General features: G+C 39.8%; 21 protein-coding genes and 1 other RNA gene. 16 read left to right on the forward strand and 6 right to left on the reverse strand.

The features are described from left to right. Positions 1-352: 352 nt before the first annotated feature. Together M2135_RS07215 and M2135_RS07220 are read left to right on the forward strand one after the other, a co-directional pair. Positions 353-3628 (forward strand): glycosyl hydrolase, encoded by a 3276-nt coding sequence (locus M2135_RS07215; protein WP_280747855.1) that lies wholly within the window; start codon positions 353-355, stop codon positions 3626-3628. A 268-nt stretch (positions 3629-3896) separates the two neighbouring features. Next, positions 3897-5159, forward strand: coding sequence for an ATP-binding protein (locus tag M2135_RS07220; RefSeq protein ID WP_280747856.1), 1263 nt, complete (start codon positions 3897-3899; stop codon positions 5157-5159). A 112-nt stretch (positions 5160-5271) separates the two neighbouring features. On the opposite strand, the gene M2135_RS07225 is transcribed toward M2135_RS07220, so the two are convergent. Further along, positions 5272-5763: a pyridoxamine 5'-phosphate oxidase family protein gene (locus M2135_RS07225; RefSeq protein ID WP_280747857.1), complete on the reverse strand. Its 492-nt coding sequence runs from the start codon at positions 5761-5763 to the stop codon at positions 5272-5274. A gap of 78 nt (positions 5764-5841) precedes the next feature. Between M2135_RS07225 and M2135_RS07230 the strand changes: the two genes are divergently transcribed. Further along, complete coding sequence (locus M2135_RS07230; protein WP_280747858.1) at positions 5842-7128, forward strand: M64 family metallopeptidase; 1287 nt, start codon at positions 5842-5844, stop codon at positions 7126-7128. A gap of 20 nt (positions 7129-7148) precedes the next feature. On the opposite strand, the gene folB is transcribed toward M2135_RS07230, so the two are convergent. Then, positions 7149-7511 carry a dihydroneopterin aldolase gene (gene folB, locus M2135_RS07235; protein ID WP_280747859.1) on the reverse strand — a complete coding sequence of 121 codons (363 nt, stop codon included), beginning with the start codon at positions 7509-7511 and terminating at the stop codon, positions 7149-7151. Between the two features lie 86 nt (positions 7512-7597). Between folB and M2135_RS07240 the strand changes: the two genes are divergently transcribed. The 10 genes from M2135_RS07240 (at position 7598) to M2135_RS07285 (ending at position 14586) form a co-directional block, all read left to right on the forward strand. Continuing rightward, positions 7598-7978, forward strand: a complete 381-nt coding sequence (locus tag M2135_RS07240; protein WP_280747860.1) for a polymer-forming cytoskeletal protein — start codon at positions 7598-7600, stop codon at positions 7976-7978. A 405-nt stretch (positions 7979-8383) separates the two neighbouring features. Then, positions 8384-8783, forward strand: a transfer-messenger RNA (tmRNA) gene (gene ssrA, locus M2135_RS07245). A gap of 160 nt (positions 8784-8943) precedes the next feature. Continuing rightward, entirely contained in the window at positions 8944-10224 is a 1281-nt protein-coding gene (locus M2135_RS07250; RefSeq protein ID WP_280747861.1) for a site-specific integrase, read from the forward strand. Then, on the forward strand, positions 10221-11075 hold the full coding sequence (locus M2135_RS07255; protein WP_280747862.1) for a hypothetical protein: 855 nt from the start codon (positions 10221-10223) through the stop codon (positions 11073-11075). The genes M2135_RS07250 and M2135_RS07255 overlap by 4 nt, the downstream gene beginning before the upstream one ends. Before the next feature lie 160 nt (positions 11076-11235). Further along, positions 11236-11541, forward strand: coding sequence for a DUF3853 family protein (locus M2135_RS07260; RefSeq protein ID WP_280747863.1), 306 nt, complete (start codon positions 11236-11238; stop codon positions 11539-11541). Continuing rightward, positions 11541-11909: a hypothetical protein gene (locus tag M2135_RS07265; protein ID WP_280747864.1), complete on the forward strand. Its 369-nt coding sequence runs from the start codon at positions 11541-11543 to the stop codon at positions 11907-11909. The genes M2135_RS07260 and M2135_RS07265 overlap by 1 nt, the downstream gene beginning before the upstream one ends. After that, a complete protein-coding gene (locus M2135_RS07270; RefSeq protein WP_280747865.1) occupies positions 11897-12904 on the forward strand; it encodes an AAA family ATPase in 1008 nt (335 codons plus the stop codon). The genes M2135_RS07265 and M2135_RS07270 overlap by 13 nt, the downstream gene beginning before the upstream one ends. A 93-nt stretch (positions 12905-12997) precedes the next feature. Further along, complete coding sequence (locus M2135_RS07275) at positions 12998-13894, forward strand: BT4734/BF3469 family protein (protein WP_280747866.1); 897 nt, start codon at positions 12998-13000, stop codon at positions 13892-13894. 12 nt (positions 13895-13906) lie between these two features. Beyond that, positions 13907-14236, forward strand: a complete 330-nt coding sequence (locus tag M2135_RS07280; protein ID WP_280747867.1) for a hypothetical protein — start codon at positions 13907-13909, stop codon at positions 14234-14236. Beyond that, a complete protein-coding gene (locus M2135_RS07285; protein WP_280747868.1) occupies positions 14176-14586 on the forward strand; it encodes a DNA-packaging protein in 411 nt (136 codons plus the stop codon). Before M2135_RS07280 ends, M2135_RS07285 begins: the two co-directional genes overlap by 61 nt. 8 nt (positions 14587-14594) lie before the next feature. Here M2135_RS07285 and M2135_RS07290 read toward each other — a convergent pair whose 3' ends face one another. After that, entirely contained in the window at positions 14595-15170 is a 576-nt protein-coding gene (locus M2135_RS07290) for an ORF6N domain-containing protein (protein WP_280747869.1), read from the reverse strand. Between the two features lie 25 nt (positions 15171-15195). Further along, positions 15196-15480, reverse strand: a complete 285-nt coding sequence (locus M2135_RS07295; protein ID WP_280747870.1) for a helix-turn-helix transcriptional regulator — start codon at positions 15478-15480, stop codon at positions 15196-15198. Between the two features lie 170 nt (positions 15481-15650). On the opposite strand from M2135_RS07295, the gene M2135_RS07300 reads away from it, so the two are divergent. Genes M2135_RS07300 through M2135_RS07310 form a run of 3 tightly spaced genes read left to right on the forward strand, consistent with a single transcriptional unit; the run spans position 15651 to position 16752 of the window. After that, entirely contained in the window at positions 15651-15917 is a 267-nt protein-coding gene (locus tag M2135_RS07300) for a hypothetical protein (protein WP_280747871.1), read from the forward strand. A gap of 23 nt (positions 15918-15940) precedes the next feature. Further along, on the forward strand, positions 15941-16252 hold the full coding sequence (locus M2135_RS07305) for a hypothetical protein (protein WP_280747872.1): 312 nt from the start codon (positions 15941-15943) through the stop codon (positions 16250-16252). A gap of 5 nt (positions 16253-16257) precedes the next feature. Then, on the forward strand, positions 16258-16752 hold the full coding sequence (locus M2135_RS07310; RefSeq protein ID WP_280747873.1) for a hypothetical protein: 495 nt from the start codon (positions 16258-16260) through the stop codon (positions 16750-16752). A 749-nt stretch (positions 16753-17501) separates the two neighbouring features. Here M2135_RS07310 and M2135_RS07315 read toward each other — a convergent pair. Together M2135_RS07315 and M2135_RS07320 are read right to left on the reverse strand one after the other, a co-directional pair. Continuing rightward, on the reverse strand, positions 17502-17804 hold the full coding sequence (locus M2135_RS07315) for a hypothetical protein (RefSeq protein ID WP_280747874.1): 303 nt from the start codon (positions 17802-17804) through the stop codon (positions 17502-17504). Between the two features lie 5 nt (positions 17805-17809). Next, a complete protein-coding gene (locus M2135_RS07320; protein ID WP_280747875.1) occupies positions 17810-18076 on the reverse strand; it encodes a hypothetical protein in 267 nt (88 codons plus the stop codon). Positions 18077-18082: the final 6 nt, after the last annotated feature.

Genomic DNA, 18082 nt, shown 5'->3' on the forward strand with positions numbered 1-18082 from the left:
TCAAAATGACAACCTTGTTAGGGATGAGTTTTGGTTGTGTCAACTTTTATAGTAAACAGTGACGAAATGTGACAACCAATTTTAGGATAAGTCAATTTCCCCAAAAAAACGGAACCAAAAATTCATTTGATAATTATCGAATGATCGTTTCACAATTATGGAATGATCATTTGATAATTATAGAACCATCGTTTGACAATTGTCAAATGAATCTTCCCTCCACAGATTTTTCTGAAAGCCAAGTGTCAGTTTTATAAAGAGATCTGTCAAAATTCTTAATTGCATCAATCAGTAGAAAGTCTATTTTTGTAAAAAAACAACCTGACTCTAATCAGACAATAATACTATTCAGATGAAAACAATTTTCCACACCTTCGTTTGTCTATTTATGATGGTCGCATTGACCAACTGCTCCAACACCAGACAACATCCACAGAATGAGTCCATTGAAGCTATTTTCACGAACGCCCCCGACTCCATCCAAACTTCTATTTATTGGTATTGGATATCCGATCACATTTCGGAAGAAGGAGTCGTAAAAGATCTACACGCCATGAAAGAAAAGGGCATCAACCGGGCCTTTATCGGTAATATCGGCCTGAGCGATGGGGAATCAGGAGTAGGAAATATCAAATTTTACAGCGAAGAGTGGTGGCGTGTATTACATACTGCTTTACGAACCGCAACGGAGTTGGGTATAGAGATTGGCATCTTCAATTCTCCCGGCTGGAGCCAGTCGGGAGGACCTTGGGTAAAACCGGAACAAGCCATGCGCTATTTGGCCTCAACAACAACACAATCCGAAGGTGGCCGTCTGATCAGCCTTACGTTACCCAAACCCGATCACCCCTACAAAGCCCACTTTCAAGATGTTAAAGTAATTGCATACCCATCCATTGAGAACAAACACGCGTTACTTACTCTGGCAAATACCGACATTCGATCAACTCCTGCCTTATCTGGCATTTCGGCCATTATGGACGGGAACAAATCGACAGAAGTACTCCTTGCCAACAGCAATGAAAAACAAAAAAATGTCACTATTGATTTCAAAGCCAAAGAGCCTTTTCTGCTCAGGAGCGTTAAAATATATGCCACACAAGCTGCTATTAACTGCCCGGCTAAAATAGAGGTAAAAGAAAACAACAGCTATAAAACAGTGACCGAATTCATAATCAGCCGCTACAATTCGCAACTAAACGTGGGGTTTGATCCGTATGCCCCTATTGTGCTTTCTATACCGGAGACGACGGCTACCGAATTCAGATTGGTTCTTCCTGAAGTCACACCCGGAAGCGGCATAAAAGAGATTGAGTTTGCTTCTACTCCTATCGTCGAACGTTATCCGGAGAAAACAATGGCTAAAATGTTTCAGAGCCCTCTCCCCTACTGGCATGAATATCAATGGGATCCACAACCTGTCATTACCGACAAATCGTTGGTGGTTGACCCCTCAAACGTATTGGATATTTCAGACCATCTGAAAGGCGACCTATTAACTTGGGATGCCCCGGAAGGCCATTGGAATATTATGCGCATGGGGATGCTTCCAACAGGAGTAACCAACTCCCCTGCCCGACCGGAAGCGACAGGTTTAGAGATCGACAAGATGAGTAAGCAACATGTGGAAACACATTTTGAAGCTTTTTTGGGAGAAATATACCGACGGATACCTGAAGCCGATCGCGCGTGTTGGAAGGTGGTCGTACAAGACAGTTATGAAACCGGAGGACAAAACTTCACGGATGAGTTCCTGACTGCTTTCAAAGAGAGATATGGCTATGATCCGATCCCTTTTTTACCTGTGTATGCCGGTACAGTTGTGGAGAGTGAAGATATATCCGATCGGTTCCTTTGGGATATGAGGCGGTTGGTGGCCGATAAAGTGGCTTACGACTATGTGGGCGGCCTGAGGGAAGTCTGTCATAAATATGGACTAACGACCTGGCTGGAAAATTATGGACACTGGGGATTCCCCGGTGAGTTTCTTCAATATGGAGGTCAGTCGGATGAAATCGGCGGGGAGTTCTGGAGTGAAGGAGAGTTGGGTGATATAGAAAACCGGGCGGCCTCCTCATGCGGACATATTTATGGAAAAAACAGAATTTCGGCAGAATCCTTTACCGCCGGAGGAGGTGGATACCATCGTTACCCGGCCATGATGAAACAGCGGGGCGACCGCTTCTTTTCAGAAGGGATCAACAATACATTATTACATCTTTATATCGCCCAACCTTATGAAGATCGCGAGCCAGGGGTTAATGCCACGTTTGCCAACGAATTTAATCGAAAAAACACCTGGTATCCTCATCTTGATCTGTTTACAGCTTACTTGAAAAGAACCAACTTTATGCTTCAGCAAGGTACGAATATCGCTGATGTAGCTTATTTTATCGGAGAAGACGCGCCTAAAATGACTGGTATAACAGATCCGGCACTACCTAAAGGGTACCAGTTTGATTACATCAATGCTGAAGTGATTGAACGAGATATGCAGGTAAAAAACGGACTTTTAACCCTTCCCCATGGTACGCAATACCGCCTATTAGTATTACCCAAACTGGAAACAATGCGACCGGAATTACTCCGTAAAATACAGCAACTCCTTGAAGATGGAGCGACCATACTCGGCCCTGCTCCCCTTCGTTCCCCCAGTTATGCAAATTATCCTCTGGCTGATCAGGAGGTGCAACAGATTGCACACGTTTTATGGTCGAATATAGACCCAGCCTCCGGATACGCAAAAATAGGCAAAGGAACTTTAATTGACGGAATGACGATGGAAGATGCATTGGCGTTGATCAACTGTGTCCCTGACTGCAAACTGTCACCGGACGATCCTGTATTATACGGACATCGTTCATTGGAGGGTATGGAGATCTATTTTATCTCCAACCAGAGCGATCAAAAAATTACGATCCGACCGGAACTACGGGTCAAAGGGTTTAAACCCGAACTCTGGGAAGCTACCACCGGATCGATCAGACCATTACCGGCTTATTCAACAACTCCAACCGGTACTCTTATCCCGATGAAGCTGGACGCATTTGAAAGTGTATTTCTCGTATTCCGGGAAAAAGCCCCAAAAGATCCTGATTCCAATGATATCCAACTCAATTACCCCACTGCAGAAACACTGTTGACAATCAACGAACCTTGGTTGGTCTCATTCGAAGAGAGCCGTCGGGGACCGGCAACACCCCTATTGATGAATGAGCTTGCTGATCTGACCTCTTTTAAGGACTATGATATACAACATTATTCCGGGCAACTCATATACACAACACATTTCAATTTGGAGCAAACACCTGTTAACGAAAGGTTATATCTCAATTTAAATGATGTAACGGCTATGGCTAAAGTAAATATCAATGGACATTATGCGGGTGGTGTATGGACTCCTCCTTATCGTGTCGATATCACAGACTATGTGACAAAAGGAAAGAATAATATAGAAATAGAAGTGACCACCACTTGGAAAAACCGTTTGATAGGAGACTTAAAACTTCCGGAAAACGAACGAAAAACATGGGTAGCCTATCAACCTTGGAGAGCGACAGAACCGCTTCAGAAATCAGGTTTGATCGGGCCTGTTACTCTTGAAAAATATACATACAAAAAAGAGTAACTCCCTCCTTGCTACTTATTTACGAATCTTTGGACGAACAAGAGTTTCTAAAAAACTACACTTTCGTGAACAAAATACGTTCTCGATTGTTATATATATGAGTAAATAAGCTATAGAATCAATCTTTAATAAAACCAAAAGAGATAAATTGAATCGATTCAATTTGTTTTTTTAGTGTATTTAACCGTTAATTATTATTTAAACACCAGTAGTCCAAAAGATTACACTAGACTCTATTATTATGGCAGATGCATCGTGCATTAAACATGTGATAACAAAAGTGCTCACTTTGCTTTTTCGCTCGGATAAAGAAGAAGATATAAAAAAAGCACTTGAACTGCTTATTGACCATTTCAAAGCAGATTGGATATATATTGCCGATTTTGAAGAAAAGCAAAAAAACATCCGTCTGTTATATAAAGCAAAATCACCTTATACACAAGAGAAAAGTGAATCCGAAACAGTAAAAGAGTTTTCAACGATTCCCTGGACCATGGAGAAATTATTAGATGGTCAGAATATCGTTATCAACCATATTGATGAACTTCCCGAAGAGGCTGCTGTGGATAAATCTTATTTTAAAAGTCTTCATTTTATCTCTTTATTAGTCATTCCATTATCGGTACATGGCCAAGTAAAGGGATTTATCGGTTTTGACTATATCCATTCACAAAAACAGTGGCAACAAGCAGAAGTAGAAGAGCTGAAATTACTCGCTAATATCTTCTCCATCATTATAGAAAGGCTTCATAACAAAGAAAGTGTCGAAGAAGAAAAGCGAAGAAACGAACAAGAATTACAAAAAAAGTTTGAAGCGGATAAACTGAAATCAGCCTTTCTGGCCAATATGAGTCATGAAATCCGGACACCATTGAACGCAATTGTTGGTTTCTCCGGTATCATCACGGAAATTGAAGACATTGAAGAGCGTCGGAATTATCAGGAGATTATTAATAAAAACAATGATTTATTATTGCAGTTAATCTCCGATATTCTTGATTTTGCAAGTATTGAGTCGGGCACTCTCAGTTATCAATATACAGAGGTCAACCTGAAAAAAATATGTACGAAGATACATCAAACCTATACAGCACGCAGAAATTCAAATGTCAAGTTTATTTTCGATGCAGATATACACCCTGAAATAACACTGCATACAGATGCACAAAGAGTCATGCAAGTTATCTTGAATTTCATATCCAACGCATACAAATTCACAAAAAAAGGAAATATTGTACTATCTTATAAAGCGTTATCTGACCATATATTAATTGAAGTTACAGATACTGGGATAGGTATCGAACAGAAATATCATAAGAGTATATTCAACCGGTTTATCAAAATAAACAATTTCAGCCAGGGTACTGGTTTAGGATTGACAATCTGTAAAATGATAATAAAAGCGCTACATGGTGACATCGGAGTAAAATCTCAACCAGACAAAGGATCTACTTTTTGGATTACTCTCCCGTTTTCTCCTCTGGAGCAGAAAAAAAATCACCGAAAAACGAGTGCGCATTATCTGATATAAGCTATCTATAGATGTTATAAAATTTATCAATCAGAATAAGAGTAATAAAAATAAGGAACAAGCTATCTTTGCTAAAAGAAATATCCTCCTTTAGCACGCCAAATAGTATCTACTAAATCGTTGATATTTTCTCATTATCCCTTTTACTTTTTCCACTCAGATGTTGTATATCTAATCGCATAACCGCTGTTCGATGGAATGAACCTGCAATATATTTTTCTCCAACAGCAGTAAAAGTGGGCGAATACTTCTGAACCAGTAAACGTAGCGCTCGAAGCCGTTCTTCCTTAGACAGATCAAGTTGCATTTTCCCAAAAACAATAACACTCTCATATTCCGTCGTAAATTTTCCGGATAACACATGTGTTCTTCCTACCACACAGAAACTCACACACGGATTTTCCTTTATAGACTCCAATTTATAACCTTCCGGAGCACAATGAAAATAAAGAGCGTCTCTGTCTTTTACAAAGTTAATCGGAATACCGTATCCATAACCGTTTTTCCCAGCCATAGCTAAAAAGCCATACTCGCCTATCTCCAACAATTTTATTGCCTCTTCATGACCCAACAGGCGATCTTTTCTTCTTACTTCCTCAAACATAAACTTCTATTTTTTTCACAAAACTATCAAAAATGAATTACTTTTGTGTGATATAAAAACAGACTATTTCTATTAAACATGAAACACGCATTTATTCTTGTCCTTATCACCTTTTGTTTTCAACTAAAAGGATATGCAGGTAATTTCGATCAATATTTCGACAAAAAAAGTCTACGCATAGACTTTATATTAAGTGGTAATGCTGAATTTCAGACAGCTTCTCTATTACAATTACGCCAGGAACCCACCTGGGGCGGACCTGTAAAAAATCTGATCGATCAATTTTATTATGGAGGTTATTATGTCAATATTTACGACCCTAAAAGCAACCAATTGATCTATTCCAGAGGATTTAACACACTCTTTGAAGAATGGCGATCTACGGAACAAGCACAATCAGAAACACAGGCTTGGACAAATAGTGTTTCAGTTCCTTTCCCTAAATCAACCGTTGTATTGGATATCACCGCACGGAACAAAGAAAATATGCAGTTTGAGTCTATACTGAAAATGAATATAGACCCGACAAGTATCTTTATCGATCGTGGCAAATTGACTGATCATCCGATAACTCAGATACAGTATAAAGGCGATAGTGCAGATAAAATAGATCTTGTTTTTTTGGGTGAAGGATATACGGATCAGGAACAGGAGAAATTTATCGCCGATGCCAAACGGTTTACCGAATCTCTATTCAAGACTCCCCCGTTTGCGGCTTATCAGGATGACTTCAATGTCAGTGCCGTTAGTTTAATTTCCGAAGAATCAGGTACAGACTTCTCCGGAAAAGGTATTTTTAAACATACCGCTTTAAACGCAGGTTTCTATACATTCGGAGTAGACCGTTACCTGACCACTCCAGATATGAAGTCCATCCGTGATGCGGTCTGGAACGTACCTTGCGACGCAATCTTCATCTTAGTCAATACCGAAACATACGGCGGAGGAGGAATGTATAATTTCTACGCTATCGGTTCGGCCGATAATGCCCGGACAATCGAAGTCTTCGTCCATGAGTTCGGCCATAGTTTTGGAGGATTGGCGGATGAGTATTTTAGTTCGGAAGTTGCTTATGATGAAGAGTACTACAACCTGAACCATGAACCTTGGGAACCCAATATTACCACACTTGTCGACTTCAATAGTAAATGGAAAGATATGTTGCCTACCAACACCCCTGTGCCAACACCTTTGGAAAAACCTTTTTCAGACAAAATTGGGGTATTTGAAGGAGCCGGATATATGTCGAAAGGTATATATCGCCCGGCAGATCATTGTATGATGCGTGATCTTGTACCTTTCTGCCCGGTATGCAGTAGAGCCATTGTCAGAATGATTCACTTCCTATCGGACAGGGAGTATTAATCACCCCCTCTATGGGGATATCAATCATTCCGTTTTATTAAAATTACAGAGGAACTTTGAACATCACCTCCTATTGGCGGATTTAATTTAGATAATTTTAACTCTATCGCATTAATCTGAGGAAAGGCAGTCATTATTGACCGAATTATTCGTCCTGCAACATGCTCCAACAGATTGGATGGAAGATCCATTTCCTCTTTTACAAGCTGATAAATTTCCGCATAATTAATTGTATCATCCAGATTATCAGTAGCAATGGCACGATCCAACACAGCTTCTAAAACAAGATCCACCTCAAAATTATTACCGACGATTCTCTCCTGTTGACCAACTCCATGATACGCATAAAATTTCATGGATTTCAGTTCTATTTTTGAGACCATAATTATGTATTTATATGCAAATGTAGATAAAAGTAGGGTTTCGTGCGAAAAAATAACTTATATTTGCAAAAACACACGCATTAAATATGATAGGAATAAAGCAAAAGGAAGATGTCCCTGTTTCCGGATTGCATAATACCATGGCCGCAGGTACAACAATCAAAGGCGATATTATTACTGAAATTGATTTTCGTTTAGATGGTAAAGTTGAAGGCGATATAACCTGTAGAGGAAAATTAGTGATTGGCCCTAAAGGAAAGATTACCGGCAAAGTGATTTCTACTAATGCCGAAATAATGGGCGAAATTGAAGGATCTGTTCAGATAAAAGGAAAGTTGGTACTCAAATCGACCGCCATTATCAAAGGTGACATCGTCACTCAGATGCTTGAAATTGAACCGAATGCACGATTTAACGGTGTTTGCACCATGTCGAGCGAATTCCGAGAAAACAGCAACGAAAAATAAACTGTATTTCTATAAAGTGTCTCTCTCTGACACTTTATTTCTTTCCCTCTTGATTAGCCCCTCCATAAGCAAGACTATTACTTCTTACCATTTTTTCCCTGAATTTCACGTATTTCAGATGAACAAATAGACCTTAAAACTCAGTTATATCAATAGTCATTTGAGCTCCGTCAAAGTCTATATTAAATAATGTAGAATAAGTCTCAACACGAATTTTACCCAATAATAACATCGAGAAAAAACAACAGACACAGTCAGATTCTCTCTAAATGATTAAAAATACCTATCTTTGCAAAAAAGAGAACCGATGTTTGAGGATATATCCCTCAATGTTGTCAGTAGTCTGTTACTCACAAACAAAAAAATTATCGACTCCTTTTAAGTATCAATTCGTTATAAAAATCTGGGGCTGACCGGTTTTGACAGCGGGTAGAAGTGGTTTGTAAGCATGTAGTGCGTCGTTGGCTTGCACTTAAATCTCAGACAACAGAATTTTAACTGGCGAAAATAATTACGCTCTCGCTGCTTAATCGAAGCATAGTAGATTAAAGCTTTATTCCGATACAAGGTGTTGGAACGAGACATCACCCGGATGCTGTGGCTCCGAAGCGGTCTGATCAGGTGGTGCAGCAATATCGGAGATAGTCTGAAGTAAGTCTCGGACTTCGGGCGAAAATTTAGAGACTAAGGTTTGAGTTGGTAGCTTCGGTCTTGCTCTTTCCCGACAATCTAAGCGAAGATAAACATGTAGAAAGCAAATTAGTTCCTCGTTTGGACGAGAGTTCGAATCTCTCCAGCTCCACCCAAAAGATTTACGAAAGTTTTCAAAAAGCTAAAAAGCACTGCAAATCAACAAAATAAAGATTGCGGTGCTTTTTTACGTTTATCTATAATTGTTTGTAATTGTCGAAAATGGTACTTATTTTTGTGGTAAGAAGTACCGAGTTTTACAAAAAGTACCAAATATGGAGATCCGACACAGAATATTATTCTTTCTGCAGAAGGTGTATAAAGACGGAGAAGAAAGAAAAGAGGGACCTATACGCATGCGTGTATCGTGGAACACGCTACGTTTGCAAATAAATGTAGGGTATAGTATAAGTCCCGATAAGTGGGATAACAAAGCACAAAGGGTAAAGAAAAGTACCACCAATAAGAATAAAGATTCAGCCTTTAATATCAATAAGGAAATTCAACGACTTGAAAATTTAGCCGAAGATATATTCAAAGCGTTTGAAGTGTCCGGGCATACCCCTACACTGGAAGAATATAAAGAAGCGTTCAACCGTGCCGAAAAGAAAGACAGAGGAGAAAAGGAAGAATCAAGAGAGATAGGCTATTATTTGACTTTATTCATGTCTGAAACTGGCAAAGAGCATAGTTGGTCGGATGCAACCTATAATAAGTTTAGAGCCTTAGGAAAGCATCTGAAAAAGTTCCGGCCGGATCTGAAATTAGAACAACTGACAAAACCGGTTTTCTCTGATTTTGCCGATTACCTTTTAAACGATGCCGACATGAAGAACACCACTATTATAAAAAACATTAAGTTCATCAAGTGGTTTTTAGGCTGGGCTGTAGAGAAAGGACATTTAACCTCAACGGATTGGAAAGAGTACGAACCTAAGTTCAAAAAGCTGTCGAACAAGGTTATTTATTTGGAATGGGATGAACTTATGAAGCTATACGAATGTAAGTTCCCGGAAGAGAAAAAGTACCTTGATCGTGCCCGTGACCTGTTTTGCTTTTGCTGTTTCACCTCATTACGGTACTCCGATGCCGTTGCACTCACCCGGTCGAATATTGACCTTAAAAACGGTGTAATCAACGTAGTTACGCAGAAAACAGATACGAGGCTCACCATAGACTTGAATAAGTATAGTACCGCCATACTGAAAAAGTACCAAAATGAGGTTTACGATAAAGGCAAAGCGTTACCCGGCATAACGAACCAACGGGCAAACGAATACATAAAAGAGGCTTGTTTTGTTGCCGGTATAGATACCCCCATAGAAACCGAGTACTACAAAGGTGTTGAACGAATAAAAGAAACAACACCTAAATATAAGCTGATCGGCACCCATTCGGGTAGGCGTACTTTTATTTGCAATGCGCTTATTATGGGGATACCGGCCAGTACTGTTATGCAGTGGACGGGACACACTGATTATAAATCTATGCAGCCGTACATAAGTGTGGCAGATAGTGCGAGAAAAGAAGCAATGAGTAAATTTAATGAGTTATGACAGACGGAACACGTGTAACATTATCGCGAGAACAAACGCGAAAAGTATTTGAAATTAAATTACGTGAAATTACCCCCGACAATATCGCCGAAAGATACCGCGTACACTTTAATGCTTTTTGCTATTATATGAGCGCCTCGGTCAAGGTGAACGGCAAAGATATTTCTAAAGGGTTCGATCGTTATTTTTATGCTTTGGATCCAAAAAATGATGGCCAATCCGTTACATGCATCCCCGTGCTGTCTAACGGGTTTCAAATCCGTGAATCCGATTTTTTAGGCTACGAAATAGATACATTTGCGACACTGTTAGATATGTTCGGTAAAGAAATCGAATTCGGGTTAAGAGCGGCCGCTAACGCTTACTTATCTTTTTTGAGAGCCAAACAGGTAGAAATAAAAAAAGGTGTTTCAGGGGGGCTCGATTCTCCGCAAAATCTCTTTACATTTAATACGGAGGACTGCAGACACCTATACACCGAACTCACTAAAAACGGATCTTTTTTACCTGAAAATACAAAAGAAAGTCATTTTAATTTTGTCTTTAGCGGGGGAGCAATCCCCAGTGATTTTACACCCCTTCAGTGGAAAAAGGGCAAAAACGCATTGAGCGATTTAGTTGTGTTTCTTGCATCCATTAAAGCCGCCCCTGAACAAATCGACAAAACAGTGAAAGCCGTCCCCGCATATATCAATAAAGCAGCGGGGGGGGTATTCGTACTATTTCGTAGTGGAGGAATAACACCAATAGGAACACTCAGCAATCCCGGGCGTAACAGGGTGTCAAGTGAGTACAAAACACTGGAAACAATCATAGCAGGTATAAAATCTACACCCGGCACAACTATCTGATTATCAAAATCAATTAAACAAACACCCTACCCCACCTGTCACCCGCCCGGGTGGACATTCCACTGGTATTTACGCCTTAAAACGATTTTCCGCGATTACATTTGCTGTCATATTGATCGATATAAACGAATTATTAATTCAAAAACTCAATATTATGCAAATGGCAATAAATCAAACATTAGCGCCCACCCTTAATAAAAGGGTGATCGATGCTACCGTGGTCGAACTGGCTGAAGCCGTCGCACAAATAATAGGCGGTGCGCAACATGAATCACAAAAAGAAAAGAAGTATGTACGCGGTATTCCCGGTATAATGGACACATTCCATTGTTCCCGGTCCAAAGCGTCTCAAATGCGAGGAAGCGGTATTCTCGATGCCGCCATTATTGAAGATGGCAGAATCTTTTTACTCGATGTGGATAAGGCTTTGGAATTGGTAGGACGTAAACAGGGAGGGCGTAAATAATGACAGTCAAAAGAAAAGCCGCCCCAAGTGGAAACGGCAATCCTTATTCTATCGGCGTGCGCAGCAAAGATATTAAACCCCGTCGAATAAAGCAAAATATCCTACATACGATTGACGTATGGAACGGAGAAATAAAAACCGGCAAATATGATGATCTATTTATTTGGCCGAAACGTGGATTGTTCGCATTGATGATGTACGGAAAAAATAAACGGTTATACTTAGCCGGGCCGCCAAACAAATGGCATTGTGACGCTTTTATAATTGCTGTTAACGCGGGGGTTAAGTGTATTAATTTGGTAGATTCCGATGATGCGCGACAATTGGACATACCCGAAAGTTTAGGAGTTGAGGTATGTCGGGTGTAATAGACTTCAGTAAGTTCGATCAAAGACGGTCCGCGTCTTCATGGAATGATTATGCCATCGATTTAACCCATGATTACCCGCCGGTGGACTTCCTGTTGAAGTATAACGGCATCGGGTGTATTCCGCGTGGTGATCTGCAAGTCATAACCGGTAAAATGAAGACAGGGAAGACGTTTGCCGCTCTTTCGTTAGAGGTCGCCCTGTTACGCGGCGAATTTATGGGATTTGAAAGCCCTAAAGAAAATATTAGGGTGTTGCACATCGACACGGAACAAAGTGCGGGAAACGTGGTTAAAAAGATTAAGACGGCACACACTCTCTGTGGTTGGCACGAATCGGTCAACAGCGAACGGTTTCAAGTTCTATCCCTGCGGGAATGCTCATACGAGGACAGGATACGGATAACGCTCGAAGCCGTTGAGCAATTTCGCCCGTATTTTGTTTTCATAGACGGGATTCGCGACCTCTGCGAGGATTTTAACGATATCGGAGAATCTGCGGCACTCGTGGGCGAACTAATGCGTGTCAGCAGTCTGCAGAAATGCGCTATAATGTGTGTGCTACATGAGAATAAAGGGGACGGCAACATGCGCGGACATCTCGGGTCGGAATTAGCCAACAAATGCTCCGAAGCTTATCAAGTCACAAAGAAAGAAGATATCATATCCGTGGAGCAAACCGTATGTCGTAACATGCCGATTGAAAAGTGGGCGTTCCGCATTGACGACAACGGAATACCGGTACCCGACTTTGCGAATACGTTAAGCCAGGTTCAAGTAAAACGAAACTCGACCCTCGTTTCAGTCTTCAAAGACAAAAGATCTTATTCATACGCTAAACTGGTGAAAGAGTTCGGCGAGATATACGGATGCGGCGAACGGACGAGCAAATCACATATTGCAAATGCGCGTGCCGATGGATTTTTAATAAAAGACAAAAACGGGTTTTATTCTTACACAGATTTCGAAGATGATGAAAACGATATTTTCAAGTAAAAAATTAGCAGCAAAAAAATACGGCAAAGGGTGGTGCAATAGTGCAAATTGCACTAAAATTGCACCATTGCACCAACTGACAATCAATCAGTTATGAAAAACATATTAAATACAACAGTTAGTTTTTATCGGTGCAATACGGATATTCAGCCAAAGACACAAAATTTGTATGATTGGCTGACATCTTCGGAGTATAAAAACGTGATCGAAAAGATTCGTAATTGTACAAACGATGACAAAGTAAAAAAGTTGAAATCGAAGTTGCCGGCCGTAACACCTTCGGGGTTGTTTCTCCAAAGAAACGCCAACGGTCTGATCCGACACAGTGGTTTTATCTGTATTGACATTGACGGAAAAGACAACGTCAAACATCGTAATTTCGACAGAATGAAAGAGTTTATAACCGTCGTTCCATATGTAGCATATTGCGGCTTATCTGCTAGCGGAATGGGATATTTTTGTATTATACCCATTGCCCGACCCGACAAACATAGGGAGCACTTTCTTTCCCTACAAGAAGATTTTGCCCGATGCGGGGTTACGATTGATAACGGATGCAAGGATATTTGTCGTCTCCGTTACGCATCATACGACCCTAAACCATACATCAACCTCAACGCGAAAACTTATACCTATGTATGGGAACCTCAACACCGGCGAGATGTACGAAAGGGTAAAATAAAACCGTCCGGGATAACGGCAAAAGAAGTAACAGGAATTATATCAGTGATCGAAACAAAAGGAATAGATATTACGGGGGATTATCACCAATGGTGGGAAATCGGTTGCGCTTTGGCGAACGAGTTCGGCGAGTCCGGCCGGGGTATGTTTCATTCGATTAGTCAATTTGGAGATTACGATCCGGACATAACAGATGACAAATTCGATGAGGCATTAAAAGGCTATGATTTTAGTATCGGTACATTTTTCCATTACGCCAAACTCTATGGGGTGGACGCTATAATGGATTTTCAAGAATATTTGAAATAAAACGATTACACAATGAAAGGGGTGGCAATAGTAGAAACCGATGAGTACATAGAGATCGAACCCGGCGACGGTCTACGGTATCGTTATTGGTTCGACACCGGAGAATATTATGTATGTCTTAATGATAATTTTACACGTATGCAATGGGGTTATTCCTTATCAGAGGCCCGGGATAAAAACCGTGTATTGAAAGGGGTTAACCAGCTGCGATTATCCGGCATAAGCGAAAAATTACTAACGATTTTCGAACAAGCATTGCAAACTAAACAACATAGACGAATATGGATACAAAAAAGAACCCCGGCGGACGACCGCCTAAATTTAAAACAGCGATTGAATTAGAGATTGCAATCGATACGTATTTTCTTGAATGTGACGAGAAATGTTTTGTACGTGGCAAAACCGTAGATTCTACGCCTTATACCGTTGAGGGTTTATGTCTTGCACTTGACATAAGCCGCGAAACACTGTTATGTTATGAGAAAGGCGATGCCGGGTTTTCTGACACGATAAAAAAAGCAAAGATGCGGATTCAACAGGATGTTATGGAACGGGGGTTATCCGGTCGTAGTAACCCGGCGGTAAGTATATTCAACCTCAAAAATAACTTTGGATACGTCGACAAACAGGAGCACGAGGTAAACAACAGGATCAATATTGAACAAATAACAGGGATGAAGGTTATTAAATGATTATTTTGTTATTCATCGGTAGGTTTAACATACCCTATCGGGTTCCGGGGTTTATTCACTTGTTTATGCTTTGCTGCCAGTTCGGCCAATGCGATGTAAATATCGTCAAACTCTTTTCGGTTATCCTCTGACAGATCATTGATAGCTGCTAAAGTTTCCTCACTGACTTCTTCTAAAGCCTTTATACGGTCCATAAGAGCCGGTAACAGGTCATTTTCTTTTATGGTAGCTAGGACATTGCGCATTGCAACGAAAGCACGCATGATGCTTCTATTGATTTCTATAGCCGTATTACTGTTCAATACACTAGAAAGCATTGATACTCCTAATTCGGTAAAAGCAAAAGGTGCATATTTGAAGTTATATCCTCTTCCTTTTTTCAAGATCACAATTTGTGATGTTGAAAGTTCCTCTTTAGTGAGTTCAAACATAAAGTCATCTCCTTCAAATCGCTTAAAGTTACGCCTAACAGCTTGTTTGAGCACCCTTGTTTCAATACCGTACATCTCTGCTAGATCAAAGTCTAACATTACCCGGACACCCCGAATTTCGTATATCTTACTTTGAATAACTTGTATTTCCATAAATAGAGATTTTCGTCAAAGGTAATTATTCTATTATTTGCCCCCAAATGAAGTCTTTCAGTTCGTCGATACTGTCGAAACGGTACAACTTACCCCCGTGGTCGATTAAAGCGGTAAAGTCACCCCTATTATGTGAAAACAATTCTATAACTTCAACACCGAGGGCGACGGCGATCTTTTCGAGCGTAGACAATGTAGGGTTGCCGTTGATGTTTCGGGTGAGGGTGATCCGGGTTACACCCAATTTAGTAGCCAAATCTTCCATTAACATACCTTTCTGCTTGCAAATCTCTTTAACTCTTAATTCCATTTTAATAAAACATTATGATGTTACACCGCAAATATAGATAAAAACATTTAAACGTATCTAAAATCAAATAAAAATCATCATAATGTATCTTTTTTCGTTTAAAACATTTTGACAATAAAACATTATAATATATCTTTACGCTATTAAAAAAACAATAAACTGTTACAACCATGGCAACAACATCAAAATACAACCGCAGCGAGATAATGAGAAACGCATGGAACATATACCGGTTCAATCGTAAATTCAACTGGTCATTCGGCAGATGTTTAGCTATCGCGTGGCAGAACGCTAAAAATCGGATCGCCGTTGAGGAAGCAAACGAGAAAAGAAGAATAGCAGACGAAACGAGAAAGGCGGCCTATCAGACAAACGCCCTTAAATATGTTTACGGAATCGAAAGTTACTACCTGAATGGAGTTTATTCGGGTGATTAAATAATAATTTAAATACAAACAAAATGGAAAATTACAGCGAAGAAATGAAACGACTTTTTGAAGAATTGAAAGATTCACCATTGGTAAACGAAGATTTCCCCCTCGCCCTATCAAACCTTTGCGGCGCAATTCAAGACATCGGAGATTCGGTGTTAGGGTATATTGATTTCTTAGAAAGGGACATTAAATATGGATTACCTCCCAATGACCGCATTGATAACCTCCGACAGCGAATATACCGTATTCATACTTTAGCAGATATCATTGATAGTAAAATTGTCACAGATGATTTTATAGGTATCTCTAATCTAATGCACGAATATAAAAAGTCATAAGTCCCATGGATACAAACGAAGAATACGGCACCGCTGCATATTGGAAAAATGCGTATGATCGCATGTTAGATGTCGCCAATACAAACGCAAAACTTTGTGCAGACATGAGCGAAAAATATGCAGATCTACTGGCGGAACGGAATAATGAGACCCTGTACCGGCTTGATACCTCAACGCGGAAGAATCCCTTTTCGTCCAGTAGTGCGAACGAGAACAACGAAGTAGATAATAATATTTATTCAACATCGGACGGTAGGGGGGTGTATGTACGAGTAAACAAAATGGTTCAGGTCATTAAATATCTTTCCCCTGTAAAAGATGATGGTATGGTTTATCAAATATCACTCACCGGTTACGCTAACCGTGTTATTCTCGATCAAGAAACAACATTAAAGGTTATTTCAGCATTAGAGGTATTAATGAAAGATTCTTCGGTAAAGGAAATTTCCCCTAAAGGTCCCTTGATCGTCGACCTGAAAACACGGCGCTTAGTGGAGTAAAACAGATAACCCCGCAGCCGGAGCGCGAAAAATGGTATACGGCTACTGAAACGGCGAAAATGTTATGTTACAAATCGACCGAAGCACTTCGTCGGTTACGTGTGTCGGGTAAGATACATGCTAAAATCGCGCATAATGGCCGGTGGGTATTTCCCGAAAGCGAGATAATACGGCTGCAAACGCCCATGTCTTATGAGGAATACATCAAAAAACTTTGTGAGGGGTAGGTATTGCTTTTGCTCGCTTCGAAATAATAATTATCTTCGCATTGTATAGAGCAACAAAAAACATTGATTATTTGATATTTGGTACTTCATACGGTACTTTACAACTATAAATCATTAATTATCAGAGTAACGGTTAGTATCTCCAGCTCCACAATAAAGCCTGATATTCAGGCTTTTGTTGTTTTTACACCCGGTTTTACACCCATTATTGATGCTTTGAATGTTATTCACTTGCTAAAAAATTACCAGATTAAATTTCAATATTTTTTAATCCCAGTCTCCGACAGGATCTGTTTCTATGTCGATACTATTACACTCAGGACAGATTATAGGATTATCTAAACTGTTGCAATATCCTCCACACTCACATCTGAGAATTGGATTATTACTTTTATCTAAAGAGATCTCTTTACCACACTCTGAACAATGATAAAATATAGCCATCATTCCCTCTCCTTGATACCTAATCCAAGAGTTATCACATTTTTTACATTTGCAGTCTATCAATTCTCCCATAATTAGTTATTTATATCCTGTATTGAAAACCAATTCCCAATTTGTATTATCTCCATTCGGATTAGGAGATTTACCTGGTAGATACTCCTTTAAAAGTTCATCCTTCCATACGTTATAAGAATCTTTCAAGCTCTTTTCAGTATTGAGCCCATCCAAGTAAGAAAAGTGAAAATCTCTTTCATAATACCAGAAAGCAGCAGCCATAGGACGCTCAGTGTCTCCTATATATGGATTATCGCTCTCACCATTGTACCATTTGTAGTTGGAATAGTCCTCTGTTATACCAGAAGTCTGATTTAAAGTATTCATAATCTTTATAAAGAAACTTGTTGCTTTTCCCAAATATCATCAGCTACTGTATAACCTATAATATTCCCCATAAGATTGTTTAAAGCACATATCTCGGCATCAGCTTCACTTATCTCAAAATTATACATTTCGTAAATAACGGCATTATTATTTAAATTATCAATATTGCTTCTCAACGCTTGAAGATCTCTCATGATGCCTACTATATATGATCTAATCTTATCTCCATTTGTGTCATCTGAGATCTTTTGAATTTCTGTGTTCTTTTTCATGACTTG

Origin of the sequence: Parabacteroides sp. PF5-9 (assembly GCF_029893105.1) — a bacterium.
In the GTDB taxonomy this organism is placed as follows: Bacteria; Bacteroidota; Bacteroidia; order Bacteroidales; family Tannerellaceae; genus JARXWG01.